A 25,817-nucleotide genomic window follows, 5' to 3' on the forward strand; every position below is an offset into this window, starting at 1 on the left:
CTAAAAAAGCCACAAATACTGTGGCTTTTTTTATCTTATTACAAAAAATCTACAGGAACACTGTGAAGATAAGAAGTAAACTACTCGCTTAGAGTGGCTTTATGGCTGAGTTTATATTGACCTTTTTCGTTAATACTTAGCAGCTTAACGGGAAGAATGTCTCCTTGCTTAACAAAATCGCCAACGTTTTCTATACGTTGTTTAGAGAACTCAGAAATATGGCAAAGACCTTCCTTGCCGGGGAGGATCTCAACGAAAGCTCCGAAAGGAACAATAGAGGTCACACGACCCTCATAGATTTTACCAACTTCAACTTCGCCAACTAAACCTTCGATAATAGACTTAGCTTTTTCTATTGCTTGTGGAGAAGATGCGGAAATACTGACAAGACCTGAGTCATTAATATCAATTTGCACTCCGGCTTCTTCAATAATTTGACGAATCTGTTTGCCTCCAGGCCCAATAACAGTAGCAATCTTATTTGGCTTGATTTGCATTGTTTCAATGCGAGGAGCGTACTGTGATAAATCTGTTTTTGGAGAGGCGAGGGTTGCCTTCATTGTTTCAAGGATATTTTGACGCCCGCTTTTAGCCTGAGCTAAAGCTGCTTGCATAATCTCTGGGGTAATACCTTCAACTTTAATATCCATTTGAAATGCTGTGATTCCTTCAGCATTTCCAGCGACCTTGAAGTCCATATCCCCTAAATGATCTTCTAATCCAGAAATATCGGAAAGAATAGTTACGTGATCATCGTCAAGAATTAACCCCATAGCAATACCTGCTATCGGAGTTTTTATAGGAACTCCAGCATCCATTAAAGCTAAACAGCCTCCACAAACAGATGCCATGGATGAAGAACCATTAGATTCCGTAATATTGGATTCTATACGGATAGTGTAAGGAAATTTTGCAGGATCGGGAAGAGCGTGGCTTAGAGCTTTTTCTGCCAGTTTTCCATGACCAATTTCCCTTCTTCCCGGGGATCCTATTCTTCCTACCTCTCCAACAGAGAAAGGAGGGAAGAAGTATTGTAAATAAAATTTAGCTAATCCTTCGCCGTTCAAGTCTTCATAACGCTGTGCCATAGCTTCGCTGCCTAAAGTACAAACAGCTACAGTTTGAGTTTCACCGCGAGTGAACAAACAGCTTCCATGAGTCCTTGGAAGGAATGATGTATCAATAGAAATAGGACGGATTGTTGTTACAGAACGTCCATCAGAACGCAGACCTTGCTTGCGTATCAAAGAACGCATATAATCCGACTTCGCTTGTTTAAAAGCAGTCTTGATATTCAAGGGCGTAAAGATTTCATTTTCTTCCTGAAGTTTCTCTACGATATCATTTTCTAGTTGCTTTGAAGCTGCTTCGAAAGCTTTTTTCTCTTTAATTTGTAAGAGATCAGAGAATTTGCCTTCGACTAATGTATTTACAGCAGTCTGCACTTGTTCAGGGAGAGGAACAACAGCACTAGTATTTTTCTCTTTGCCTATTTGTTTTTGCCAATCCTCAATTGCCTTGCAGATTGTGACAATATGCTTATGTCCGAATTCGATAGCCTCGATTACTTGCTCTTCTGTGAAAAAGTCGCAATGACCTTCAATCATTAGAATAGCTTTTTCTGTTCCCGCTAAAACCAGTTCCATCCTGGAAACATCCATTTCAGCTTTTGTCGGGTTAACGACCCAAGTGTTGTTGATAAAACCAACACGGACACCTGCTACAATATTAATTTGAGGAATGTCGGAAATAGCCAGAGCTGCTGAAACACCGCAAATTGCTATAGGATCGGGTAGGGTTACCCCGTCATATGACCACACATAAGATAAAATTTGTACGTCCTGCATTAACCGGTTGGGCAAAGAAGGACGCATGGACCGATCTATTAGGCGAGAAGTTAAAATTTCCCTTTCTGTTGGGCGACCCTCTCTTTTAATGAATCCACCTAAAGTTTTTCCTATAGAAGAGAACTTTTCTTGGTAGTCAACTCTTAGGGGCAGGAAGTCTACGGGCTCCTCAAGAGTGGCCGCACAAACAGATGAAAAGACCCAAGTTTCTTGCATGCGAGCAAGAACAGCTCCGTTAGCTTGTCGAGCAATTTTCCCCGTTTCAAATACTAGTGTTTTGCCTTCTTCAAGGGTAACGGAAATAGTTTCAAAAGTCATGAAGGTCTCCTAATTAAATCTTTTTTCGGGGAAAATAAATAAAAGATTATTTTCTTAGATTTAATCTTGTAATTAAATTTTTATATCTTTCGGTGTCTGTAGAATTAAGATATTCTAAGAGTTTTCTTCTTTGCCCAACAAGTTTAAGTAGGGCTAGTCGAGAATTTTGGTCTTTAGGAGATCTCTTGAGGTGTTGTTTTAGTTCTGTAATGTGTTCTGTTAATATAGCGATTTGCACATCTGCTGAACCGGTATCTTTTTCGTGAAGTTGAAACTTTTTTGTAATTTCTTCTTTTGTTCCCTTATCCAAAGACATTGGATGTCTCCTTAAAATAAAATAATTGCCGCAAAAGCCAATTATACTTGAGAGGATTGTTAATGTACACCTTTTGGTATGGTAAGACGGGTTTTTTTGATTTGCAAATAAAAATTCTATGTTTTTGATCTGATTCGAAAATGGTCGTTAAACTAATATGAGATGTTTTTACTATTTCTTAATAGGTGGATTTTTTTTATAATCCAATTCAAAAAGTAGTTGAGAGTTATTTAACATAAATCTGATGAATATAGAAAAAGATATATTTTTTATGAAACAAGCTTTGAGGGAAGCTCGCCAAGCTTATGATGAGGATGAGGTCCCAGTGGGCTGTGTTATAGTTAAAGATAATAAAATAATTGCTCGTGGTCATAATACTATAGAAAAGCTGCAAGATCCAACAGCTCATGCTGAAATTCTATGTATAGGAGCTGCGGCACAATATTTAGAAAACTGGCGTCTGGTTGATACTGTGCTCTATTGTACTCTCGAACCCTGTTTGATGTGTGCTGGAGCTATTCAACAGGCTCGCGTCCGTAGAATTGTCTGGGCAGCTCCAGATTTGCGTTTAGGTGCAGGAGGGAGTTGGATAAATGTTTTTACAGAAAAACACCCTTTTCATCGGGTAGAATGTTTCTCTGGGATATGTCGTGAAGAATCTGAACAATTGATGAAACAATTTTTTATAGAGAAGAGAAAAGAGAAAAGAGAAAAATGAAAAATAAAATACACGAATTGTTAAATCAGCTTTATGAAAATCAAAAATCTCGTTTACAGGCTGTGGGAGAACAGATTGTTCCCAACTTAACATCTGATGATGTGTTACAGCCCATGGATTTTTCTATATTGGAAGAAAATCCTTGCTTTCGTTTTGAAGAGGGAGTTCTTTCTGGGTTGGGAGAGGCTAGGGCTGCAATTTTAGCTTTATTCTCTGATGAGGGTTAAAACATTCGAGATATTCTATAGGGATTAGGAATTTTTTCTTTATAGCAAAAGAGGACTCCAAAAATTATGGATAGCAGTGATCCAAAAAATATAGCAAAAGCTCCTAGGAATAATAGGATGAAAAAATAGATAGCAGCTAGGATGACAAATCCCCATTTACGTGATAGGGTAACAGGGAGGGGGGTAAGAGTAAGACGTTGTTCTGGGTCAAGGAAAACCCAAATTAACATTAGCATGCTAATTAAACATTCTGGACCAAACAGGACTTGTGAGCTGTGAAGTAGTTTTAGGCATGCCCAAATGACTACTCCTGTAAGTAAAGTTTGGGTGACAATAAGGATTAGGAAAGTTATTGATCCTAACTTTCGGATAATGTGGTTAGTTGCTTTATAAAAGAAGATAAAGCCGAGTACATTTCTAATAAGTAGACGTTGTGTAATGTCCATACATCCTTCTTTATGGATGCATAGAGAGTCTGCTGTAACGAGAGGGTAGGTGATAAACTGCCAAAATTTATGTTTATGAATTCCTGCAGTAGATAGGGCTAAAACTTCAATAATCCCCGGAAGACCAAACATCTTTTTCATAAGATATGAAATCATAGGGGATATACATGAGGTTATTAAAATAAACGAAGGAAGCTGTTTAAGTAGCTGAGTGAGAAGCGGGCTTTTATTATGTTTATCTGGGAAGATAACCCTCATGGAGGTTTTACCTGATTCTTTTCTGTTCAGTACTGTTTCATATTAGATCATGGATTGTTTTATTAGAAGTCCTTATCTAAATAATTAATCAGATGGAGAAGTCGTTAAATTTGCTTTAATAGTGTATTCTTGTAATGAAGATAGGAGAGCATTAGTTGCTTGCAATAACTTCATAGATTCTGTAGAGGTGGCGTTTACGGCTTTTTGATTAGCTTGCGCTCTTTGTTGTGCTGCGGACAGTTCTTGTTGGATAAGCTGTCGGTTAGCGGTAATTTGTTGGTTAGATGTTTGGTAAGCTTGAATTTCTGTTTGGTTTTTATAAGAAGGTTTATTTTCATCGAAGTTATCAACTTTTTGAAGATCGGGGACTTTCAATAGAGGCAAGTTGATGAGTTCTTTAGTTTTCTTTTGTTGAGCTACTGTGTTGTCTTGTAGCACAGCCATAATTGCTTTGCCGAATTCTGTAGTTGATGTTGATAATTGCAACATTACAGAAATGCAGAAGTAAATAGCTGAGGGTTTATTAATTACAATGCTGTCTGATACAACTTTTGTACATGGAGGAACAACTGCTGGGATTTTATCAGTATCTAATGTTTTGGGTTGTATGCTCATTGTAATAGCTTCCTTATAATTAAATGTTTGCTATCAAGCTCACGATTTGTGAGAATGTTTGAATTAAAGCCTGACCAACTTGTAGCGACTGTTGGATAATATTATTGTTAGTGTTCAAGTTACTCGAAATCACCTGAGAACCATTTCCCAATCCAGAAATTTGGTTTTGTAATGCTTGTCTGGAAGCTCCTACGGCTTGGTTTGTTGCTTGAACATCTTGTAAGAATGCCGATGAGTTGTCGTTTAATTTGTTTTTAGGAATAGTTAAGTATTGATACAAAGCTTCTTGGTTGTTTAAAAAAGTTTGAGCAGAAGCATTAGCCTGAAGTTCTTGAGCAATAATAGATAAGTTGTCCTGAGCGACCAATACAGACTGGTATACATAGTATACGGTAATAATCAGTGGATTGGAATCTTTCGCAAATTTTGCAATAATCTCATCGGCTGTTGCTGTATTGGGTCCACCTGTGATAGATGTCCCGGGAACGTCAATAGCGGCTCTGGGACTGGTTTGGACTGCTGAAGAAGAGAACCACATAATTTCCTACCTATTTTCTTCAATTAACTTTAAGTTGTTTCCCTATTTGCTTATGAGGGGGGTTTATTCAGTTGGTTTACTGTGCTCCCGATGGAACTTGTTGTTTTTAAGAAGGAGGAGTCTTGAGAGGCTAATTGTTGGATGATATTAATGTTCGTAGAGGCGTGTGAGAGAATAATTTGTCCGTTTTGTCTCGCAGTAACCAATTCATCTTGGATGTTTGATCTTTGAGCAGAGTAGTTTTGGTTTTGGTTTTGTACACGAGTAATATCGTCTTCTTTAGCTCCAGCGTTTACCACAGCAAATTTGATTTGATTAGTTTCTTGGTTTAATTGTTGTTGAATATTAGTATTGTCATTTAATTGTTGTGATTGAGTCAGAACTGTTTGTTGACGAATTTCAATCGCTTGTAAAAGAAGCTCGTAAATGCTAAAAAGCAATGCACCAATAGGAGGTGTGTTTAACGGATCAAGGGGGGGGAGTGGAGCAGCCTGCGTCGCTTCTCTAGATGCTATCGAATCTACAGATGTGGTGCTTATAGGTTGTACTGTCATAATGGAAAAATTTTTAGTTTTATTTAGTTTTATTTTACCAATAAACAAAGTGTTTTATTAAATAATAAATTCGATTAACGGTGTTTTTGTTTAATAAGTTGTTTTATTTTAACGGCGAATAGAATTAAAAATTTTGTAAGGAAAATAAAAAAGTTTTGGTCTCTAAAATTTAGAGTTTCTAAAGAAAATAAAGGACTTGTTATCAATCGGTCAAAGTGAAGTCGCTTGATTGGAAATAAGGTGCCTTTAGCTAGAGAGGAGAAGGAAGTGTCTGGAAACGAATGTGATGACAGTACAGGAACTTTCAGTGAGGATGTTAGTGCTTATGTACTGGTAGCTTGCGGGCATGCGTCTTCAGATGGCAAGATAACAGTAGAGATGACCTATGAGGGGGATCCTGCTGTAATTAGCTATTTATTAACTAAAGCTCAAGACTCTCTGGGAGGGTCCTAGGGGTATTCTTGTATGGGATTTTAGGCCATGCACGTTTTTAATAAGCATCGTTATCAAAAACTATATCAAGGGTTTGGATGGGAAGCTCTAGTGGGTAGGTGTAGATCTTTCTCAATAGAATGGGTATTTCTATCATCTATGCTTTTGATTTTCGGTGGGTTGGGTTGTGCTTCTGTTGTTAACATAACTTTGCTTCCATTGATAATGTGTTTTTCCGCTTTATCATTAGTTGCCTCCGTGTATTTTCATTTTTGGGGATATGGAGTAGTTTCTTGTTTATTTCTTTCAGTGTATTACTATAAGCATATTTCTACTTGTTCTTCATTGTTTTGGGCTTTAGGACTGTCCACAGCCCTTTTATTATCTTGGGGGATTTTTGCTTTTGGCATTTCTCTTATTGATGAAGAAAACGATCAACAACAACAAAAATACGATCAGCTATCAAATGAATACGCTGATCTTCAAGTGTCTTACGGTAAATCGGTTCAAGATAAGGCTATGGCATGTGAATTTTTAGAGAATCGTGCGCATGCTTTAGAATCTGAGCTTAATGAGTGTCGAGCCTTATTACAAGATTCTTGTAAGAAGCAAGAACACATGGCTTTAGATTTACAAATTCTTGCTGATCAGAAAAACAGTTGGCTAGAAGATTATGCGATTTTACATAATGAATACGTTCGTCTTGTAGCCGGAGATGAAACAACTTCTGTGTTTTCTTGGGTATCAGGAAAAGAAACAACTTCGTCTAGTGATAGGAAGCATGGAGATTCGGAGTTGTGGCTTCGTACTTTACAAGAAAAAGATGAACAAGTGACATCTTTAGAAAATGAACTTATTGAAGAACAGCTACTAAGAAAAAGCCTAGAAGACATGTGTAATAGTCTTCAATCTCGTGTTCAGGAAGTGGAAGAATTGCGCTTGCGGTTGGAAGAGTTTCAGGATCTTTTGTATAAGAAAGATAAGGAACTTGCACAGCTACATAGTCTCATAAGTGAGCTAGAGGCTGGTGTTAAAACGACCGTTGATAAAGAATCTAAGTTATACAAAGACAAATATCTTCAGTTAAAGGAACAGTTTGCTGAAAAGACAGAAGCTTTAGCGGCTGTGCGTAAGGAACTCTTCTTGGTTCGTGAGGAATATCTTGCCTTGCAAAAGCAAGAGGAGAATTCCTCTAACTTTGCAGACATGAAGGACATTGAGATTATTCAGAATCTTTTAGTGCATATAGAGTGCCTAGAAGATGAAGTTACTTCTCTAGAAGAGTTAGTATCTCATAACCTGTCTCAGTAATAAGCAGGGTATGCTCCCATTGCGCACTGGGTTTGTTGTCACAAGTCCGTGCTTCCCAGTGGTTTTCTGGGTCAAGAATTCCGTCTTTTTCCCCAACATTGATCATGGGCTCAATGGTAAATATCATTCCAGGAGCTAGGGGAATAGCGCTACGGTTTCTGTAATGGGGAACATAAGGGTTTTCATGGAATTTTATTCCTACCCCGTGACCTACAAACTGATCAACAACAGAAAACCCGTAATCATCGGCACAAGTCTCTATAGCTTCGCCGATTTCGTATAGGGGTAGATTAGGTTTTAACACAGCAATAGCTGCATTTAAACAATCTAAAGACGCTTGACATACGCGTTTTTTTATGTCTGAGACTTCTCCGATCATGACCATGCGGCTACAGTCTCCATAATACCCATCGACAATACAGGAAACGTCGATGTTCATAATATCCCCGTTCTTCAAAGGAATATTATTGGGAATCCCGTGACAGATTACTTCATTAAGAGAGGTGCAAATAGTCTTGGGGAAGGGAGGGGAGCCGTAATTTAGAGGCGCCGGAATAGCGTCATATTCTTTATGTAATTTACGGGAGAGCTGGTCTAGCTCTTCTGTAGTCACACCTTCTTTAGAGGCTTCACAGAGCGCATCCAGAATACGAGCTGTCACTTGACAGGCATAACGGATTTTTTCGATTTGTTCAGGGGTCTTTAAAATAATATCGTATTGCGATGCATAGTATTGTTTTTGTTGTTCCCAAGATAGTTTAGGGTACTGAGGATAGTGGCAATGTTTCCACTTGCGCTTGCTTCCACACCAGCAGGGATCATTTCTTTTCATTTAGCTACACTACTTAATATAATAACCAATGTTAAATGCTATTGAAATACCTTTAAGCATGAGGTTTGCAGACATTAATAATAAAGCAATACTGAATAATCTTTCCAAAGCGACTAGGCCAGAAGGTCCTAGGACACGATTAAAAAAGCTCGAACTTAATAAAGTGAATACGGAAAGTACCCACGCTATGATCATAGCACTTAGAATAAGCTCTTTAGAAAACAGCCCTTCTTCCATATAGCTAAGTAAAGAGGTAATGACTGCAGGACCAGTAATTATAGGAAAGGCCAGAGGAAAGAAAATCGGTTCTGAGCAAGGTTCAGAAGAATCAGATTCTACAGGGGGAGGAACAAGCATCATTTTCAATGATACTGAAAATAATAGTACGCCCCCGATAAATTGAAATGCGTATAGGGAGATATCCAGAAAATGGAAGAATTTTCTCCCGAAAGTGACGAACAGCAACAATGTGGCAAGAGCAAAAACACACTCTCTAAGAATAATGCGCTGTTGTCTTTTCGCAGAAAAGTGCTTCAATAAGGATACGAAAACAGGAACAGATCCCGGAGCATCAAAGAGAACGTAGAATAATAAACTAAGATTAATCAGAGTTAATAGCATAATACGTCTCTTTTATAAGAAAGCTAGTTGTAATCCAGACATAAGCAGCTGTGTGCCTACAATCGTTGCGAAAAGACCAAGCACTGTTTGGGTGGCAAGGAGAACTTTCGTCTTTTCTTTTCCTACACCGATAAAAACTTGTAAAATGATAGTTGTTAAGGAAATCAGTGCCCAAGAAAGAAAGAGAATAAGCGAGATAGAGGTAAAGCTGTAGCGCTTGCCTATTAAAATGCAGCAGGCTGCTAGCCAAGAAGGCCCGATCATAAGAGGTAGAGCAATAGGCGTAACTAGGGATAAGGAGGAGGTAGAGGCAAAGCCTTGCCAGGTATTTTCTCGATTTAGATTTAAAATAGCTCGCATTCCTGCCAAAGTGACCGCAATCCCTCCGACAACTTGTATTGCACATGGAGGTGTTTTTAATACATATAGGGTTCCTAGAGCTGCAGCATAAAGGGCAAACATGCTAACAAGAGCAAACAAGCTTTCCCTGATTAATAGAGACAATCGTTTCTTTCTAGAATAATTAGAAAGTACACAGTTTAATGCTAAAACATTAGTTAGAGCATCCGCCGCTAATAATAATATGCAGGCCTGGGGGAATAAAAGATACATAGTGTCCATGGGGAGAATTTTTATATGCTAGGGCTATTATTTTTCAAGGTAATCGACTAAAGTGCGGGGAAACATACAAACTGGGGTAGCGCTAGCTAAAATTATTTTATGATCGATGAATCGATAGCTGATAGCTTAAAGCTGTATACTAAACCTTTTTCTTCTATTCTTTTATTCGGTCCTCCAGGAGCTGGTAAAGATTTATTAGGAGACTTTATAGCTCATGGTGGTAGCCAAGTTTATGTTTCTTTAGGAGACATTTTCCGTTGTTATCCTATAGGGTCTCCTATCCGACAGCTTTTTCATAAATATGCAGTTTCTGGATCTTTGATACCGGACGAAGATGTCGTTGCTGTATGGAATTATTATGTTCAAGGATTAATTGCTACAGGGAAGTTTCTTCCTGATCGTCAAGATCTTCTCATTAGCGGTCTTCCAAGAACAGTAGGCCAGGCGAAACTTCTTGATGCGTATATCACGGTACGTCATGTAATTATTTTAGAAGTACATGAAGAAGCTAAACTACTCGAGCGTACACAACATTCTCTCTATAGCAAGGGAAGAGTTAATGAGGTAGGCATTGAGGTATTGCAGAAACGTTTGCAATCGTATCAAAAAGATATTGATGCCATTATTCAGCTCTACCCTTTGCATAAAATTTCGCGCATTAGTGCTGAGCAGAAGCCGATGGAAGTCCTTCGAGATGTGCTATCTCGACTTGCTCATGTCTTTTCTCATCCTGGCAAACCTGTGAATTAGATGGGTATATCTGAGCTAGAGAGAATTCAGAGGTTTTATCTGCAAGGTTTGGATAGCGCTGTGCTATAGACTTTAGTAAAGTCTTTGTTAGATCTTCACTTAGTTGCTCTTGAGATTTAGCGAGTAGAGGAAGAGTTGCCTTCCATTGCAGGAGCTCATCTTTAACGATTTTCGGGGTATCGGCCGTGGCTTTAAGATATGTCTGAAAAGCCTTTTTGGGATGCTTTTTACAGAAGTCAATACTTTGTTGAAGGGCGATTTGGAGGGCTTTAACGATTTCTGGAGATGTAGCTTTTGTATCTTTTTTCCCGCATAGGAGAAGCTGAGGGCCTGTGGGGAGCCCATAGGAGTCAGAAAGGAAGAATCCCACTGGCATTCCTAGTGTTTCTAACTTTACGCCTTCGATATTATAAAAAGCTCCGTATAGGAAATCGATTTTCTTCAATAACATCGGTGAGATCAAGTCAGAGCTTACATTTCTCACTTCTGAGGGCACAACACCATGTAGGCGTAGTGTTTCTAATAAACAGGATAGATTCTTGGAGTTGTTTAAACAAAAACCCAGAACCTTATTGTTCAAGTCTTCTATTTTTGTGATGTTATCTTCTTTTCTATAGATAAATCCTTGTAGAGTGGATCCAATTAAGGATCCTACGATTTGTACAGGGGCCCCTTGTAAAGAAGTTTTTACTACTCCAAGGGCGTGATAGAGGGTCAGATCTACTTTTTCGAACAAAACATGAGGAATCACAGCGCCCGTATCAGTGCTTTTTTGAATATGTAAATCTATACCCTGATTTCGGAAAAATCCTTTGGAAACTCCTACGTATAAAGGGATATGGTTAGGATTGGGGGTCCAATCTAAAAGCAATGTTATAGGAGTAAGATTACTCTGCGTCTCTTGCTTGGTTTTAAGTTTCCATATAGGCAGGATGAGCAAAGGAAGAAGTAGGAAAGCCAGTTTTTTACTAGGAAGTCTAAATTTTTTTTTCGTTTTTTTTATGCGAAATAGAGCAAATGTGAGTTTTTCGCTTAATAAAACACCTTGAAATAGGATAAATGTCAGGGTTGTTAAAGCAAACAATCCTGCAAAGGTCATTTCCATATCATAGTTTCTTCGGCTTTCTAGAATAAGAATTCCTAGACCGGATTGTGAAGCGACCCATTCTCCAGCTATAGCTGCAAATCCTGCAGACCCCATAGCAATTTTTAATCCCGAAAATATATGAGGAAGAGCGTGCGGAAGACGTAGCTTGATAAAGGTTTGTCTTTTTGTGGCTTGATGTAAAATAAATTGTTCGAGAAATTCTTCGGGAGTAGATGTAATCCCCTGATAAATAGTGATGGTCAGAGGGAAAAAAACTGTGAGTGCTGTAGGAACGATGACAGCACTTAAGCCCCAGCCAAACCATAGAACGATTAAAGGAGCTAGGGTAAACATAGGGGTACATTGTACTAAGATGAAGAGAGGATTCAGGAGATCTTTCGCAGGCTTGTAGGCAAGCATAAGAATGACCAACCCTATCGATAACAATAACGCTAAAAAGAATCCCCCTAAAATACCTCGAAGAGTATGCCAGGAATAAGAAAGAATAAGATCAAATGAGTCGGAGAAGTGGGAGGCTATTTTTGAGGGAGGTGGGCACAGGAAAGAAAAAGATGCATTGTTTTTAGCAAAAAGCTCCCATGACAAAAGGAAAAATGAAATTGTTAGAAAATAACACGCGAATTTTTTTTTCATTTTGTAACTGTGGTAGTAGAAACAATAAAAAATCATAAGGGAAATAGAATATATGCGGCAAGAAAATGATAGTTTGGGAGTTATAGAAGTCCCTGAAGATAAGTTGTATGGTGCGCAAACCGCGCGTTCTCAAAAGTATTTTTCTTGGGCTCCTGAGGTTATGCCTCGAGAAGTTATCCAAGCTTTAGTATGGATTAAAAAATGTTCTGCTAAGGCCAATCGTGATCTAGGATTCTTAGATTCAAAATATTGTGATATGATTGTCTCTGCTGCTGACGAGATTTTAGAAGGTAATTTTGATGAACATTTTCCTTTAAGGGTGTGGCAAACGGGAAGCGGGACGCAATCTAATATGAATGTGAATGAAGTGATCGCGAATCTAGCCATTCAACGTCACGGAGGAGTCGTTGGCAGTAAAACACCGATACATCCTAATGATCATGTGAATAAATCTCAGTCTTCTAATGATGTGTTTCCAACAGCTATGCATATGGCGGCTGTGATTAGCATTAAGAAGAAATTGATTCCTTCTATGGATCATTTACAACGGGCTTTGGATGCTAAGGTTGCTGAATTTCGAGACTGCGTTAAGATAGGAAGAACCCATTTAATGGATGCTGTTCCTATGACATTAGGTCAGGAATTTTCTGGTTACAGTAGTCAGATTCGTCAGTGTTTAGAAAGAGTCGCCTTTTCTCTTACACATATGTATGAGTTAGCTATAGGGGGAACCGCTGTAGGTACAGGATTAAATGTTCCTGATGGATTTATAGATAAAGTGATTCACTATTTGCGTCAGGAAGTAGGAGAGCCTTTTATTGCAGCGTCGAATTATTTTTCAGCACTGTCTAATCACGATACCCTAGTGAATGCGCACGGAACTCTGGCTACTTTAGCTTGTGCTTTAACAAAGATGGCTACGGATTTAAGTTTTTTGGGATCTGGTCCTCGCTGTGGTTTAGGGGAGTTATTATTTCCTGAGAATGAACCTGGATCGTCGATAATGCCAGGGAAGATAAACCCTACGCAATGCGAAGCTTTGCAAATGGTTTGTGCTCAGGTTATCGGAAATAACCAGGCGGTAGTTATTGGTGGGAGTCGAGGAAACTTCGAACTCAATGTTATGAAACCTGTAATAATATATAATTTTTTACAGTCAGTGGATATCCTTTCAGGAGGAATGCGAGCTTTTGCTGATTACTTTGTATCGGGTTTACGTGTGAATAAGCTTCGTCTTAAAGAATACTTAGACAATTCTTTAATGCTCGTTACAGCTTTAACCCCTGTCTTAGGATACGATAAGTGTTCTAAAATGGCGTTAAAAGCTTTTCACGATAATATAAGCTTAAAAGAAGCTTGTATACAGATGGGGTACCTATCTGAAGAAGAGTTTGACCGACTTGTTGTCCCAGAATCTATGGTAGGAAAACATTAGTGAGACGATTTGCTCTCTAGATTAATCAGTGCTTGAGCAAATAAGAGAGCACTCTTCGTAGTTGAAAAGATATGATCAACACCGATAAGTTCATCTAAATGATAGCGTTTAAGATCGCTTAGCGGTGTTTTTTTAACTCCGGCTAGAAGTAAAAGAGTTCCCTGACGATCACATTCGAGGAAGAATTCTTCCAGAGCGTGCATGGCTGATGCATCAATCGTAGGAACACGACTCATACATAATATGAAGATCTTTGGTGGTTTCTCTATCTCATTTAGAAGATTTTTCAATCTATCAGCAATTCCAAAGAAGAAAGGACCATTGATTTCATAAATTTCTGTATGAGCAGGAACTTCAGACTTTGAAAAGAGATCGTCATCTTTTGCTTGTTTAGTCTCGTCAAAATATTTTGCAGTAGATATCACGTCAGAGAGGTCGCTCATTTGTTTCATAAATAGAAATGCAGCCAACATCATTCCTACTTGTACTGCGGAGGTGATGGTTGTCATCACGGTAAGAATAAAGACGGTAAGAAGAACAACAACATCTTTCTTTGGAGCTGTGAATAAGTGAATAAAGTGGTGAATTTCGCTCATGTTCCAAGCCATAAGGATCAGAACAGCTGCTAAACAGGTAAGAGGAATTTTTATTGTTAGCGGAGCTAAGGCTAAAAGAATAACACAAATAAATGCGGAGTGAATTATCCCAGCTATTGGGGTTGCTGCTCCAGACTTAATACTAGCTGCTGTTCTTGATAAAGAGCCTGTTACGGGCATGCCGGCAAAAAAAGACGTCCCAATATTTGCAATGCCTTGAGCAACCAGCTGACAGTTAGATTGGTGTCTCCACCCAGTCATACCATCGGCAACCACAGCTGACAGTAGGGTTTCTATTCCGGAAAGAACGGCGATAGTCAGAGCATCTGGCATGAGTTGTAAAATCTTTGTCAGACTAAGATTTGGAAATGAGGGGAGAGGAATCGATTGTGGCAGGGTTCCATAGCGACTGCCAATTGTCGGGATATCAATTCTTAATAACCATACCAGTGTTGAGGCTACTATAATCGCAATCATTACTCCGGGATAACGTGGTTTGTAATTGCGAAAGTAAATCATGATCAGTAGAGTGAATAACCCTACGGCAAAAGCTTTACTGTCCCATGTCCATAAATAATCCCAATAAGCGATCCATTTAGCAATAAAGTCGGTAGGAATGCTATCTCCCATTTGAAGACCTAAAAAGTCTCTAATTTGAGAGGAGAAAATGATAACGGCTAAACCCGTTGTTAGTCCTGTAACCACGGGGTAGGGCATATATTTAATGAAAGTTCCGAGACCAGTAAGCCCAAAGGCCACTAGGAATACTCCTCCCATTAGGGTGATTGTAAATAACCCTTCCACCCCGTATTTTGCGGAAATACAATAAAGTATAGAGATAAATGCGCTTGTTGGTCCTGATATAAGGACTCTGCTACCACCTAAAGCTGAGGCTAGGAAACCTCCAACAATAGACGCTAATAAACCTTGTATAGGAGATACGCCTACACCAATGGCGATGGCGATAGCGAATGGAAACGCCAAGACTCCCACAGTTAGACCTGCTATGAAGTCTTTTTTAAATGTATTAAAAGTATAACCGTCCTTAATACAGGTATAGAGCTTAGGAACAAGATGTTTAAACGATAACGCGACTTTCACTAGACTCCTAACATGGATTCAGAACTAGAGAACTTTACCATTGTTCTGTTCTTCAGTATCTTTGTCAAATGGTTCGTTGTGTTTGCAAACGTTTTGTCTATTCAAATCTAAGCTTCAAGAATGTAGTATGGCTGTGTAAAACGGTATTAAATAACAAATTTTTGATTTTAGTGTATAAAAAAAGGATGTTTTCCCTAAAGATAGAAGGATTTTTCCTACTTTACCTAACCAGAAAATAGGAGTACACTAGTTCGTAGAATTATTGTTTGAGGTCATTATGTTGAAATTCCAATTGTGCGCTCTGTTTTTATTTGGATACATCGCGATTGTTTTCGAGCATATTGTGCGAGTGAATAAATCTGCTGTAGCGCTTGCTATGGGAGGTTTGATGTGGCTAGTTTGTTTTTCTCATGTTCAACATGCTGATCATATGATTCTAGCCGAAGAAATTGCTGATATGGCTCAAGTCATTTTTTTCTTGTTCTCAGCAATGGCCATTGTTGAACTTATAGATGCTCATAAAGGGTTTTCTCTTATAGTACGGTGTTGTCAGATACAGTCTAGGACTTTACTACTTTGGGTGCTTATAGGACTTTCCTTTTTCTTGTCTGCAGCCCTAGATAACCTAACATCTATTATTATCATCATATCCATTTTGAAGCGTTTGGTTAAATCAAGAGAAGATCGTCTACTTTTAGGCGCTGTTTGTGTGATTAGTGTAAATGCTGGAGGAGCTTGGACGCCTTTAGGGGATGTTACAACGACCATGTTATGGATTAATAATAAAGTAACTTCTTGGGGAATTATTCGTGCTTTATTTATTCCCAGTTTGGTGTGCGTTTTAATTGCTGGAATCTGTGCTCACTTCATGCTTAAAAAAAGAGCCTCAGGCGCGATTGCTAAGGAACTTGAGATAGAATGTTCTCCTAAAAAAAGCGGTTTAATCATTTGCATTGGTTTAGGTTCTTTATTAATGGTCCCTGTGTGGAAAGCATGTTTAGGAGTTCCTCCCTTTATGGGGGCTTTATTAGGTCTTGGACTTGTCTGGTTAGCCAGTGACTGGGTTCATTCTCCTCATGGTGAGGATCGCTATCACTTACGTGTTCCTCATATTTTAACAAAGATCGATATATCCTCGATCACCTTCTTTATAGGCATTTTACTGGCTGTTAATGCTTTAACTTTTTCTAATGTTCTCTCTGAACTTTCCATGAGTATGGATAGAATATTTTCCAGAAACGTTGTGGCTATTTTTATTGGTCTTATTTCTAGCGTATTGGATAATGTTCCCCTTGTTGCAGCGACTATGGGCATGTATCAAGTCCCTACGGATGATACTTTGTGGAAATTAATTGCTTATGCTGCGGGCACGGGAGGAAGTATTTTAATCATTGGGTCAGCTGCGGGAGTTGCCTTCATGGGTATCGAAAAGGTTGATTTCTTATGGTATTTTAAAAGGATTTCTTGGATTGCCTTGGCCAGCTATTTTGGGGGTCTTATTTCATATTTTATGCTCGAACGCATCGCCCTATTTTTTTGAGTTGGTTTTTTTGGTTAAAAAAATTTTTTAAAAACTTTGTTTTAATAAAATCTTTGTACCTCTATCATACCACCTCCTTGTAAACGTTCTCTATTTGGAAGAGAGGTAAATATGAAAGTAAAACGACTTACAGCTCTGATTTGCTCCCTAATAATGGGTTTTCAAATTTCGGTTTCTGCTAAGACCTTAGTTCAAAAAAATGCATGTTCTGATTTAGATTTTTTGGAACACTTGCTAGATGTTAAGTACGCTCCCAAAGAATGGAAGCGTAAACTGTTTCATTGGAACCTTAGGGATGCAACGGATCAAGCTCGTTTAAGATTGAACATAGAGGAAGATCCCACAACAAGGTATTGTCAGGGAGTTCTTGCTCAGTATATTTCTGATTTAAATGACTTTCATGCTGGGATTACCTTCTACGCTACTGAGAACTCTCACTTACCCTATACTATCAAGTTAAGTAACACTCATAAGTGTTATGTTGTCGAGGTTCATACCTACAGTTCTGAGATTTCTGTGGGTGATGAAATTTTAGAGATGGACGGCATGCCAATCATGGAAATGATTGAAAGTGTACGCACCGGTAGGGGAACTCTGGCTGATTATGCCGCAGCTACACGAACTCTCTTTTCACGCTCTGCTGCTCTAGGTCATCAGATTCCTATAGGAATAGCTACATTAAAAATTCGTCGTCCCAGCGGTTTAACGCGTACTGTAAAAGTTAAGTGGCGTCATACTCCTGAACATATTCAGGATTTAGCTTTGATCGCTCCTTTAGTAAAGGAACCGGTAATAGATATGAAAGCTGGACGTGCCTTACCTTTATTATCTAGTAATTCTAATAAGTGTTTATTCTCTAACGAAATGGTCCCTTATTTCTGGAAAGAACTCCGGGAGCAATATAAGCGTGGTTTAAATAGTGATTACAATATTGGAAGTAAAAAAGGTTTCTTACCGGATTTCGGAATGGTAACATGGAAAGCAAAAAGTGGCCCTTACCATGCTTATATATTCACATGTACGGATTCTCATGGAAGATCTCATGATATTGGATTTGTAAGGATTTCTACATATTCTTGGACAGACATGGAAGATCTTAGTATTGAGAATATGGAGACCCCGTGGAATGATTTTGATAAGATCATTAGTGTTCTTGAGGAAAAAACAGAAGCTTTGATTGTTGATCAGACAAATAACCCCGGTGGTAGCGTATTCTATCTTTATGCTTTAATTTCTAGATTAACAGACAGGCCTTTACCTACACCTACACATAGAATGATTCTAACTCAAAATGAAGTTCAATCTGCAATAAAATGGTTAGAGCTTTTAGAAGGTGTTGAAACTGATGAGCAAGCAAGACAGGCTCTTGGAGAGGATATGGAAGGTTATCCTATTGATATGAGTGCTGTGGGATATTTGCAAACATTCTCTGAATCTGTTTTAAAATGCTGGTCAAATGGAGATATCAATCTCTCTACACCTATGCCTTTGTTAGGATTTGCTCATGTTCATCCACATCCAGAGTATCGTTACACGCGTCCTGTCTGTATATTGATTAATGAAGAAGATTTCTCTTGTGGTGACTTATTCCCAGCAATTATGAAAGATAGTGGCCGAGCTCTCATTGTGGGAACTCCTACAGCAGGGGCTGGGGGATTTGTTTTCAACGTAGAATTTCCTAATAGAACAGGCATTAAAAGTTGTTCTTTAACAGGATCTTTAGCAGTGCGACAAGACGGTTCTTACATAGAGAATCTAGGAGTTGCTCCTCACGTATCTCTAAGTTTTACTGATAGGGACGTGCAATCAGGAAAATATCCGGATTACATTAGTAATGTAAAATCTCTAGTTCTTGATCTTATTGATAAACAAGCGGATATGGATGCTTCTCGTACGGAATAGAGTGGATATATAAGAACCCCCTAATAATAAATATAACAAGATAAAAGTCTTCTGTTATATTAATAACCCTTAGAAAAAGTAAAAAATCTTTTTCTAAGGGTTTTTTTAAGCATCACGCTCAATTCTGGAGGTGAGATGTATGCGCAGGGTTATATTAAGTAATCCCAGAGGTTTTTGCGCCGGGGTAGTTCGCGCTATCCAAGTAGTAGAGGCTGCTTTAGAGAAGTGGGGAGCGCCCATTTATGTGAAACATGAAATTGTTCATAACCGTCATGTGGTAGATGATCTCAGAAGACGCGGGGCTATTTTTATCGAAAACCTGAGTGATATTCCTTGTGGGGGAAAGGTTATCTATTCTGCACACGGCATTCCTCCTGAGGTTCGTGAAGAGGCAAAAAATCGAAATCTTTTTGATATTGATGCAACCTGTGTGTTGGTAACTAAAATTCATTCTGCGGTTAAGCTTTATGCAAGTAAGGGTTATCAAATTATTTTGATTGGAAAGAAAAAACATGTGGAAGTTATTGGGATTTATGGAGAAGCTCCCGATAGTGTTACAGTAGTAGAGAAGGTAGAAGATGTTGAAAATCTACCCTTTGGTATTGATACACCTTTATTTTTTGTCACCCAAACTACATTGAGTCTGGATGATGTTGCAGAAATTACCCAAGCCTTAAAGGTTCGTTATCCTAATGTTATTACGTTACCTAGTTCCTCTGTATGTTATGCTACGCAGAATCGTCAGGAGGCACTACGTTCGGTATTGCCTAGAGTGAATTTTGTTTATGTTGTTGGAGATGTTCAAAGTTCCAACTCTAACCGTTTACGCGAGGTCGCAGAAAGGAGAAATATACCCGCAAGGCTAGTGAATAGTCCGGATCATATTTCTGACGAGATTTTAAATTATTCTGGTGATATTGCAATAACAGCAGGAGCATCTACTCCCGAGAATATAGTTCAACTTTGTATTTCTAGGTTGAAAGAATTAATTCCCGATTTACAAGTTGAAGAAGATATATTTGCTATAGAAGATGTCGTATTCCAACCGCCTAAAGAGCTTCGCAACTAAAAAGTCCTCTTTCCTATATATATTGCGAGTAGTGATTCACAGAATGTGGTTCTCTGTTAGGGAATATGTTTATCTATCCTGCTCGCTTTATGTTAAGTACCCAAAATTAGTTATATATGATCTAGCGAAGTTCTTGTATTCTTTATTGAGAAGTCCCTACAGAAAATTGCGCCGTTCTTCTCAATCCTCGTTATTAAAAGAAGGAAATGTATACGGAGAGTCCCCCTGGTCGGTTTTAAATAAAGTAAGCAAGGAATTCGGAGTGACTTCTCAAGATGTTGTTTATGACTTAGGATGTGGATTAGGGAAGGTTTGCTTTTGGTTTTCTCACGTTTTGAGATGTCAGGTTGTTGGTATAGATAATCAGTCTGATTTTATTCGTTTTTCCTCTCGTATACACCGCTTGTTGTCTTTACAGACGGCAGTTTTTTTTAAAGAATATTTTTATGAAACACAATTGTCACAAGCTTCTTGTGTCTATTTTTATGGTTCCTCGTATTCTTTAAAGGTGTTAAAAAGTGTTTTAACAGTTTTAAAAGAACTAAAACCAGGAAATATGGTTATTAGTATTTCCTTTCCTTTAGATTCTCTGCCTGGAGGTGATTTGCTATTTTTCACGGAAAAAAGTTGCGATGTTACCTTCCCTTGGGGAAAGACAAAAGCGTATAAAAATATACGAAAATAGATGTGCCCTATTGATAAAGACTGCGAACGGCATCATGTTCTGTTTGTAATACTTGCAGAAGGAAATTGTCCATGTTTTTCCAATGGTCTTTCACTTCCTCTATGGATCGAGTGATTTCATCATGTTCCATTCGGAATATCTCTTTATAGTTTTCTGAAAACGTTCGTGATGCCGTCTCTTTTAACTCATAAATTTTTGACGATGCTTCTGTGAGTTGGGATAAGGAAGTACAGATTTTTCCAGCACCTCTAAAGAAGGTTCGGGCTGTTGCTTGTTTCCATAATCCTGTATGCTTTTGGATGAATCCGAGAATCCGTTTTCCTGAGATTTCACCAATTATAGGGGTAGCCGCTCCTATAATCCCTAATGTTGCTGTGGCAACTCCTAACCATTGTGAAATCTTGGCCTGATTTTCGTAGCTTTCAATAAGTTCCTTGGCCTTTTCTAACAGATGTTTTCTAGCCTCTAAACGCGAGAGATTATCCTGTTCTCTACTGTTTAACATGAGCTTCATAATTTCTGCACAGATTCTAAGAATATCTAAGTTCGAGACGCGCATGCGCATCAAAGAACTTAGCTGCGCTTCGGTAAGAGCGAATTCAATAATTTCATCAGGTAAGCAATGAGATTGCGTATAATGCGCAGACACTTGATTGGAAAGTTCTTCAATAGCAAAGTCTTTTTTCTGTTTATGATGACGTTGCTCTTGATCTTGATGTTCTTGCTTCCCATGTTCTCCTTTTCCTTCTTCTTTTTCTTGTGATTTTGTATCGACACGTGTAGCTGCGGCCTCTTTTTGCGCATGACTGAATAGCGCCATGGGACTGAGAGAGGATGTGGAAGACTTTGGAGAAGATAACAAAGATTTTGTAGATTCGGAATGTCTAGCAGAATCTTTAGAACAGTGTTCTTTTATTGTCTGTTTATCATAGATTTCAACATCAACTTTTGTTGCATGCAAAGTAAGAGATGAATTTCCTTCCTGATCACCATCTTTAGGTTCTGGTAAATTCAGTACAATTGTTGTTGTTTTCGCTATGAGATTTTCATCTTTAGGAGCAAGAACAGAAGAAAATGCTGCGCTAGATTGTGTTTTTTGTTCTTTCAGAGGGGTAAAAGTTGATTTTAGGTTTGCTTGTTGTGAATCTGGATTTTTATTGGACGAGGAAAGTGTATCCAGGGATTTATGTAATGACAGATTAGGTAGAGATGAAGATTTCATCAACATACCGTTTTTTGCCATTAAAGTTTCTGAAGGTGCGGGTTTGTTTTGAAGAGGAAGTTGTGAAAATACAGAACTCGATTGATTTAATAAACTCAAACAGAGATCTGACATTGAACGCAGGATAGCCATGTGGGCACAATCAGGAACACTTACTTCAGCATCTATTACCGAAGAGGTTTCAGTTCCTGATTCTGTAATGAGTAAGTCAAGTTCTGCTCCCTCTGAAGATGTACTCGTTGTCGGTGAACAAGATACTGTCATAACATTCCTTTAAAAAGAATTTACCTTAGAGCTTCCAGAAACGTTCTGTCGATTTCTCGGCATAACTGTAACACGCGCGCGAGATTTTCGAAAGAATCATGAATACTTTCTATGAGTTCTTGAGCACGTAAGAGATTGTCATCTCTTTCCATACTTAGTAGTTCTATTTTTGTTTCAAGAGATGTGTAATGTGATTTAATTTTGAATAGGCTGGAGCGAATCCAAAGCATAGATCCTCGTAACAGACCTAAAGCACTTTCTAAAGCAGGGCCTATTCCGCGCATAGCTCCCTCAACAAAAGGAGAGAGTCCAAGGTTTTCTATATTTATAGAAGCAAACGATAATAAAGCGGCTATAGCGTAAAGAGCTATTTGTACAATTTTCAGTATCTTTTGTTTTAATTGCTTATTTTTCCCAGGAAGTATCTTTTCAATAGCTTCCCAACCATTTAAAGTATCTAATAAAGTAAGCGTTAAGGCAATAAGGCCAGCAAGTAAACTTACCCAAGAGAAAATACCCCCACCCATAACTACGGCAACAGAAGCAAGTCCTATAGAGATCCATGGAGTGATCCATTCTACGATGGACATTAATGAACCCCAACGTTGTGCCTGACGTTCTTTGTCTATAGATTTTTGGATTTGTACTATGCGTTCTTGGTGTGTTGCGTCTAGTTCTCTTTGGGTAGTCTCTATACAATCTTTATAAGAGGCGTAAGCAGAAAAATCTGAGAGAATACCTTGTTTTGTCAGTAAGTAACTTAAGGTAAATACACCAACAGAAGGAGGGCTAATAATAGGAATAACAGAAGCTGCTCGCATTTTTTTATTTTTGGAAGCTTTTTTAGAGAAACATTCTTGATGCTGTTGTTTTTTCGGGTGCCCATCTTGTGATAGTCCTTTACTATATTTTGCTTGTGGCGATCTTAGAATTAGTTGGTCTTCTTCTTTTCTGTGTAAATCAGCATCCCGAGAAGCAGATGAGCGCTTCTCGGATAGTGCGGTTTGTTCTATATTTTCTATAAGATCACGAGAGATCCCAGTTTTTTCTAAACGAGGTTGGGTTTTTGGCTGTTCTTCAGATTCTTTCTGTGTTTGAGTATGTGGAGAAACTTCAAAAGAGGTTTTCTCTTCGGTATGTTTCTCCCCGGATTTTGGCATAATTAGATCTTGAAGAAGAGATTTCATCGATTCTTTAGAACTCTTTTGTGAAAAGAGATTCCACGGAGAAGACGATGATGTCTGTTCTTTTTTTGGTAATTGTGATGCTAGAGAACTTCCAAATTGTAAGATTTTTTCTCTGGGACTAGCTGCAGTAAGTTGCTTATTTGAAAAAGTCTGTTCCACAGTTTTTGTGGAATAATGCTTACTTTGCTTATCGGTAAAGAATTTCGGCAAAACCTTCTCTGAGGATTCTGAAGATAAGGTAATCGAATACTTTATATTCAGAGTGCTTTCAGATTGTTTAGAACCTTCTGAAATATAAGGCTGTTGATTTAAAAGAATTTCTGTGGATTGTGCAAGCCAGGAAGACATGATCAATTCCCCATGGTTATGGGATTATGTATGGTTTTTGATATCCAAGATTTCAGCTTTTAGGTCTTGATAAGCGCTATGATTTTTTGCACGCTCCCAGGCAAGTTCTAAAGCCTTACTTGCTTCCTCTTGTTTATCCATAAGAGTGTAACAAATATAGGCATAATAATGGGGGTAGGGATCCTTATCTCGTAATAACGCAGTTACCGCATAAGCATGTAGGGCTTGAGGATAGAGTTTACTCATATGAAGAGAAGCCCCTAGAGAAAACCAAAATTTAGAGACAAAAGGATTAAAAAACACTAACCAACGGAAAGTTTCGCTACTGGTTTGATACTCTCTATTTAGGTAAGCATTGTAACCTTCTTTATAAACACGCTCTAACTCTTCAGAAGAAATTCTGAATAGTTTTTGATAGGTGTCTAATGGAAGATCTTTATTTGGAAAGTAGCCCGAGAGATAACTTTCCAAATCATCCGGAAAGGGATAGTCTTCTTTGCTAGAGGAAGCTATTTTTTCTAATAAATAAGCTAAGTATGACATTACGGACGCAAATTGTAAATAAAGGTATCCATGAGTTCTTTAAGAAGCTTCAATACATTGGAACGAGCCTGATGGCATTGAGAGACTTCTTGAAGATGCCTTTGCATGTCTGTTCTTTCAAGTTGAGTAATTTTCTCCATATTTTCTTTGCGCATCTGAACATTTTCTTTTAGAAGTCTTTTTTCTTCTTCAGACCATTGCAACGTATCTGTTATGGTTACGCCAAGTTTTCTAGCTTGATCAACAAGAGCTTTCATTTCTGAATTCTCTCTCCAGTCAATAGCACCTTTTTCAGAGTTAATTTTAGAAATGAGTAACGTAAGTGTGTCCACGTTATCTGTACGTTCTTTGACACGAAGATATAGTTCTTGGGCTTCAGCTTCAGCTTGTCCAAGAATTCTCTCCATAAGTTTCATAAAGCGGATGAATACATTTTCAATTTTTGGAGTAGGAATAGGGGAAAATCCTTGCACAGGAGTTGTTGCGGTGAAAAGCGACATAGGAGATTGCGCTTTTCTCTTAAAGGTCTGTTCTTCTTTAACGTTAATTTCTCTAGACTGTCGTACGTCATCAAGATAACGTAGGTGTGCGATGGATAATTGAGAAGAAGCTTCTTCTATTTCTTCAACGGTAACCTTTGCCCTGTATTTTTTCTTCTTGTCCTTTTTTTGACTATCCTCTTCTTGATGCTGTCCATCGCGTTGTTGATCCTGTTTGTGATCTCGGTTTTCTCGATCTTGTTTGGATTCTTGAGATTTCGTTGTAAAGATCTGCTGTTCTTTTTTCTCTGTAGCATGAGCAGCATATGCTTGGTAGGAAATATGTTCTCCGTCTTTTTCTATTCGGGGCTGCTGAGAGGATGCAGAAGAGTGAGAAGCTCGTGGTGCAAATTGTTCCGAAGTATGTTTAGATAAAGAAGAACTAGTCAAAGGTCTTGGTATATTAGGGATTTTCTCAGGAGAAGACCTCATAGAAGATTTTAACATTTGTTGCGTATCTTTTGATGCAACAAACACGTCTTGGTTTGATCTTGGCGCCACATCTTGAGGCTTGTATCCTTCTTGAGGAGATTGTTTCTCTTGTTTTCCTAGACTCGATTTTCCTTCTGTTGTCTTTGTAGAATCTATGGTTTCTAAAGTTTGAAGGAGATCTGATATAAGTATCTCTACTTCGACCGTTTCCGGAGATAGAAATACAAGGTTGTGAGAACAGTCTTGAGGTAAAGGAGTACTTTCTCCAGAAGTTACAAAAATTTGAGCAAAAGCTAGCGTAGAAAGAGCACTTAATGAAGTCGATGCTGACCCCTCGGAAGTAAAGACAGAAAGCGCAACGTCTCCGGCTGCAGTTTTTAAGATGCTGGAAGATGTAGAAGCTGAGGATGCAGAGAGAGAATCTTCCTTTAAAGCCATGTTGTTAGATGGAACTGCTGAGGGCAGAGGCGTATTCATACTAATTTTCGCACGAGTAAATTATGAGGACACAGAGCGATGAAAATTATATAAAACCCAATTTTCCTGCAAGTTTGATTATAAAAGGGTTAGACGGACAGAGAGAAAGCTAGAGAATGCGGGGATTTTCTATTTACAAAAACAGGAATAGACATCAAAATGAGTCTGCTAACCACTATAGAGAGTTTTTCTGCCCAGGTGGTGAAATTGGTAGACACGCTGGATTTAGGATCCAGTGCTTCGCGGCATGTAGGTTCAAGTCCTATCCTGGGCATTCTCAACCTCTATTCTCTTGGAAAAATCATTAAATTCCTATTCGTAGTAAAATAAAA

Annotated in this window: 25 protein-coding genes and 1 tRNA gene; 11 read left to right on the top strand and 15 right to left on the bottom strand. The window is 38.4% G+C overall.

The features are described 5' to 3' along the window. Positions 1-80: 80 nt before the first annotated feature. Together pnp and rpsO are read right to left on the bottom strand one after the other, a co-directional pair. A complete protein-coding gene (gene pnp / locus CF_RS01265) occupies positions 81-2,165 on the bottom strand; it encodes a polyribonucleotide nucleotidyltransferase (RefSeq protein ID WP_011457805.1) in 2,085 nt (694 codons plus the stop codon). A gap of 46 nt (positions 2,166-2,211) precedes the next feature. Further along, a complete protein-coding gene (rpsO, locus tag CF_RS01270) occupies positions 2,212-2,481 on the bottom strand; it encodes a 30S ribosomal protein S15 (RefSeq protein ID WP_011457806.1) in 270 nt (89 codons plus the stop codon). A 244-nt stretch (positions 2,482-2,725) separates the two neighbouring features. Between rpsO and tadA the strand changes: the two genes are divergently transcribed. Both tadA and CF_RS01280 read left to right on the top strand, forming a co-directional pair. Continuing rightward, the gene (gene tadA / locus CF_RS01275) at positions 2,726-3,199 is read left to right on the top strand and encodes a tRNA adenosine(34) deaminase TadA (RefSeq protein ID WP_011457807.1); all 474 of its coding nucleotides are present in this window, start codon (positions 2,726-2,728) and stop codon (positions 3,197-3,199) included. Beyond that, entirely contained in the window at positions 3,196-3,426 is a 231-nt protein-coding gene (locus CF_RS01280; RefSeq protein WP_011457808.1) for a hypothetical protein, read from the top strand. The genes tadA and CF_RS01280 overlap by 4 nt, the downstream gene beginning before the upstream one ends. Here the strand turns inward: CF_RS01280 and CF_RS01285 are convergent. The 4 genes from CF_RS01285 to CF_RS01300 all read right to left on the bottom strand — a co-directional run bounded on the left by CF_RS01285 (position 3,423) and on the right by CF_RS01300 (position 5,837). Further along, positions 3,423-4,130, bottom strand: coding sequence for a hypothetical protein (locus CF_RS01285; RefSeq protein ID WP_011457809.1), 708 nt, complete (start codon positions 4,128-4,130; stop codon positions 3,423-3,425). The genes CF_RS01280 and CF_RS01285 overlap by 4 nt on opposite strands. Positions 4,131-4,214: 84 nt before the next feature. Then, complete coding sequence (locus tag CF_RS01290; RefSeq protein WP_011457810.1) at positions 4,215-4,745, bottom strand: CT847 family type III secretion system effector; 531 nt, start codon at positions 4,743-4,745, stop codon at positions 4,215-4,217. A gap of 19 nt (positions 4,746-4,764) precedes the next feature. Continuing rightward, positions 4,765-5,283 (bottom strand): DUF720 domain-containing protein, encoded by a 519-nt coding sequence (locus tag CF_RS01295; protein ID WP_011457811.1) that lies wholly within the window; start codon positions 5,281-5,283, stop codon positions 4,765-4,767. Between the two features lie 50 nt (positions 5,284-5,333). Then, a complete protein-coding gene (locus tag CF_RS01300) occupies positions 5,334-5,837 on the bottom strand; it encodes a DUF720 domain-containing protein (RefSeq protein WP_011457812.1) in 504 nt (167 codons plus the stop codon). Positions 5,838-6,104: 267 nt separating this feature from the next. Between CF_RS01300 and CF_RS01305 the strand changes: the two genes are divergently transcribed. Next, positions 6,105-6,290 carry a hypothetical protein gene (locus tag CF_RS01305; protein ID WP_041468063.1) on the top strand — a complete coding sequence of 62 codons (186 nt, stop codon included), beginning with the start codon at positions 6,105-6,107 and terminating at the stop codon, positions 6,288-6,290. A 138-nt stretch (positions 6,291-6,428) separates the two neighbouring features. Further along, positions 6,429-7,580, top strand: coding sequence for a hypothetical protein (locus CF_RS01310; protein ID WP_148174344.1), 1,152 nt, complete (start codon positions 6,429-6,431; stop codon positions 7,578-7,580). Here the strand turns inward: CF_RS01310 and CF_RS01315 are convergent. The 3 genes from CF_RS01315 to CF_RS01325 are packed head-to-tail and all read right to left on the bottom strand — an operon-like array spanning position 7,537 to position 9,654. Continuing rightward, positions 7,537-8,412, bottom strand: coding sequence for a methionyl aminopeptidase (locus tag CF_RS01315; RefSeq protein ID WP_011457815.1), 876 nt, complete (start codon positions 8,410-8,412; stop codon positions 7,537-7,539). The genes CF_RS01310 and CF_RS01315 overlap by 44 nt on opposite strands. A gap of 9 nt (positions 8,413-8,421) precedes the next feature. Then, entirely contained in the window at positions 8,422-9,033 is a 612-nt protein-coding gene (locus tag CF_RS01320) for a MarC family protein (protein ID WP_011457816.1), read from the bottom strand. A 12-nt stretch (positions 9,034-9,045) separates the two neighbouring features. Then, positions 9,046-9,654, bottom strand: coding sequence for a MarC family protein (locus tag CF_RS01325; protein WP_011457817.1), 609 nt, complete (start codon positions 9,652-9,654; stop codon positions 9,046-9,048). A 99-nt stretch (positions 9,655-9,753) separates the two neighbouring features. Here CF_RS01325 and CF_RS01330 point away from each other — a divergent pair, with 99 nt between their 5' ends. Then, a complete protein-coding gene (locus CF_RS01330) occupies positions 9,754-10,404 on the top strand; it encodes an adenylate kinase family protein (RefSeq protein WP_011457818.1) in 651 nt (216 codons plus the stop codon). On the opposite strand, the gene CF_RS01335 is transcribed toward CF_RS01330, so the two are convergent. Beyond that, positions 10,313-12,145, bottom strand: a complete 1,833-nt coding sequence (locus tag CF_RS01335; protein WP_041467933.1) for an ABC transporter substrate-binding protein — start codon at positions 12,143-12,145, stop codon at positions 10,313-10,315. The two genes, CF_RS01330 and CF_RS01335, sit on opposite strands and share 92 nt — an antisense overlap. A 52-nt stretch (positions 12,146-12,197) precedes the next feature. On the opposite strand from CF_RS01335, the gene fumC reads away from it, so the two are divergent. After that, on the top strand, positions 12,198-13,580 hold the full coding sequence (gene fumC, locus CF_RS01340; protein WP_011457820.1) for a class II fumarate hydratase: 1,383 nt from the start codon (positions 12,198-12,200) through the stop codon (positions 13,578-13,580). Here fumC and CF_RS01345 read toward each other — a convergent pair. After that, positions 13,577-15,277: a solute carrier family 26 protein gene (locus CF_RS01345; RefSeq protein WP_011457821.1), complete on the bottom strand. Its 1,701-nt coding sequence runs from the start codon at positions 15,275-15,277 to the stop codon at positions 13,577-13,579. The two genes, fumC and CF_RS01345, sit on opposite strands and share 4 nt — an antisense overlap. 277 nt (positions 15,278-15,554) lie before the next feature. On the opposite strand from CF_RS01345, the gene CF_RS01350 reads away from it, so the two are divergent. The 4 genes from CF_RS01350 to CF_RS01365 all read left to right on the top strand — a co-directional run bounded on the left by CF_RS01350 (position 15,555) and on the right by CF_RS01365 (position 20,473). Then, positions 15,555-16,817: an NhaD family Na+:H+ antiporter gene (locus CF_RS01350; protein ID WP_011457823.1), complete on the top strand. Its 1,263-nt coding sequence runs from the start codon at positions 15,555-15,557 to the stop codon at positions 16,815-16,817. 111 nt (positions 16,818-16,928) lie between these two features. Continuing rightward, positions 16,929-18,719 carry a protease-like activity factor CPAF gene (locus CF_RS01355; protein WP_011457824.1) on the top strand — a complete coding sequence of 597 codons (1,791 nt, stop codon included), beginning with the start codon at positions 16,929-16,931 and terminating at the stop codon, positions 18,717-18,719. 139 nt (positions 18,720-18,858) lie between these two features. Then, entirely contained in the window at positions 18,859-19,788 is a 930-nt protein-coding gene (gene ispH / locus CF_RS01360; protein ID WP_011457825.1) for a 4-hydroxy-3-methylbut-2-enyl diphosphate reductase, read from the top strand. Then, positions 19,751-20,473, top strand: coding sequence for a class I SAM-dependent methyltransferase (locus CF_RS01365; RefSeq protein WP_011457826.1), 723 nt, complete (start codon positions 19,751-19,753; stop codon positions 20,471-20,473). The genes ispH and CF_RS01365 overlap by 38 nt, the downstream gene beginning before the upstream one ends. A 7-nt stretch (positions 20,474-20,480) precedes the next feature. Here the strand turns inward: CF_RS01365 and CF_RS01370 are convergent, their stop codons facing one another. The 4 genes from CF_RS01370 to CF_RS01385 are packed head-to-tail and all read right to left on the bottom strand — an operon-like array spanning position 20,481 to position 25,485. Then, positions 20,481-21,959, bottom strand: a complete 1,479-nt coding sequence (locus CF_RS01370) for a hypothetical protein (RefSeq protein ID WP_011457827.1) — start codon at positions 21,957-21,959, stop codon at positions 20,481-20,483. Between the two features lie 20 nt (positions 21,960-21,979). Beyond that, positions 21,980-23,494 (bottom strand): hypothetical protein, encoded by a 1,515-nt coding sequence (locus tag CF_RS01375; RefSeq protein ID WP_011457828.1) that lies wholly within the window; start codon positions 23,492-23,494, stop codon positions 21,980-21,982. A 24-nt stretch (positions 23,495-23,518) separates the two neighbouring features. Then, the gene (locus CF_RS01380) at positions 23,519-24,037 is read right to left on the bottom strand and encodes a SycD/LcrH family type III secretion system chaperone (protein WP_011457829.1); all 519 of its coding nucleotides are present in this window, start codon (positions 24,035-24,037) and stop codon (positions 23,519-23,521) included. Further along, positions 24,037-25,485: a hypothetical protein gene (locus tag CF_RS01385; RefSeq protein ID WP_011457830.1), complete on the bottom strand. Its 1,449-nt coding sequence runs from the start codon at positions 25,483-25,485 to the stop codon at positions 24,037-24,039. The genes CF_RS01380 and CF_RS01385 overlap by 1 nt, the downstream gene beginning before the upstream one ends. 192 nt (positions 25,486-25,677) lie before the next feature. Between CF_RS01385 and CF_RS01390 the strand changes: the two genes are divergently transcribed. Beyond that, positions 25,678-25,759 (top strand) — tRNA-Leu (locus CF_RS01390). Positions 25,760-25,817 lie beyond the last annotated feature (58 nt).

This window comes from Chlamydia felis Fe/C-56 (genome assembly GCF_000009945.1).
GTDB lineage: Bacteria > Chlamydiota > Chlamydiia > Chlamydiales > Chlamydiaceae > Chlamydia > Chlamydia felis.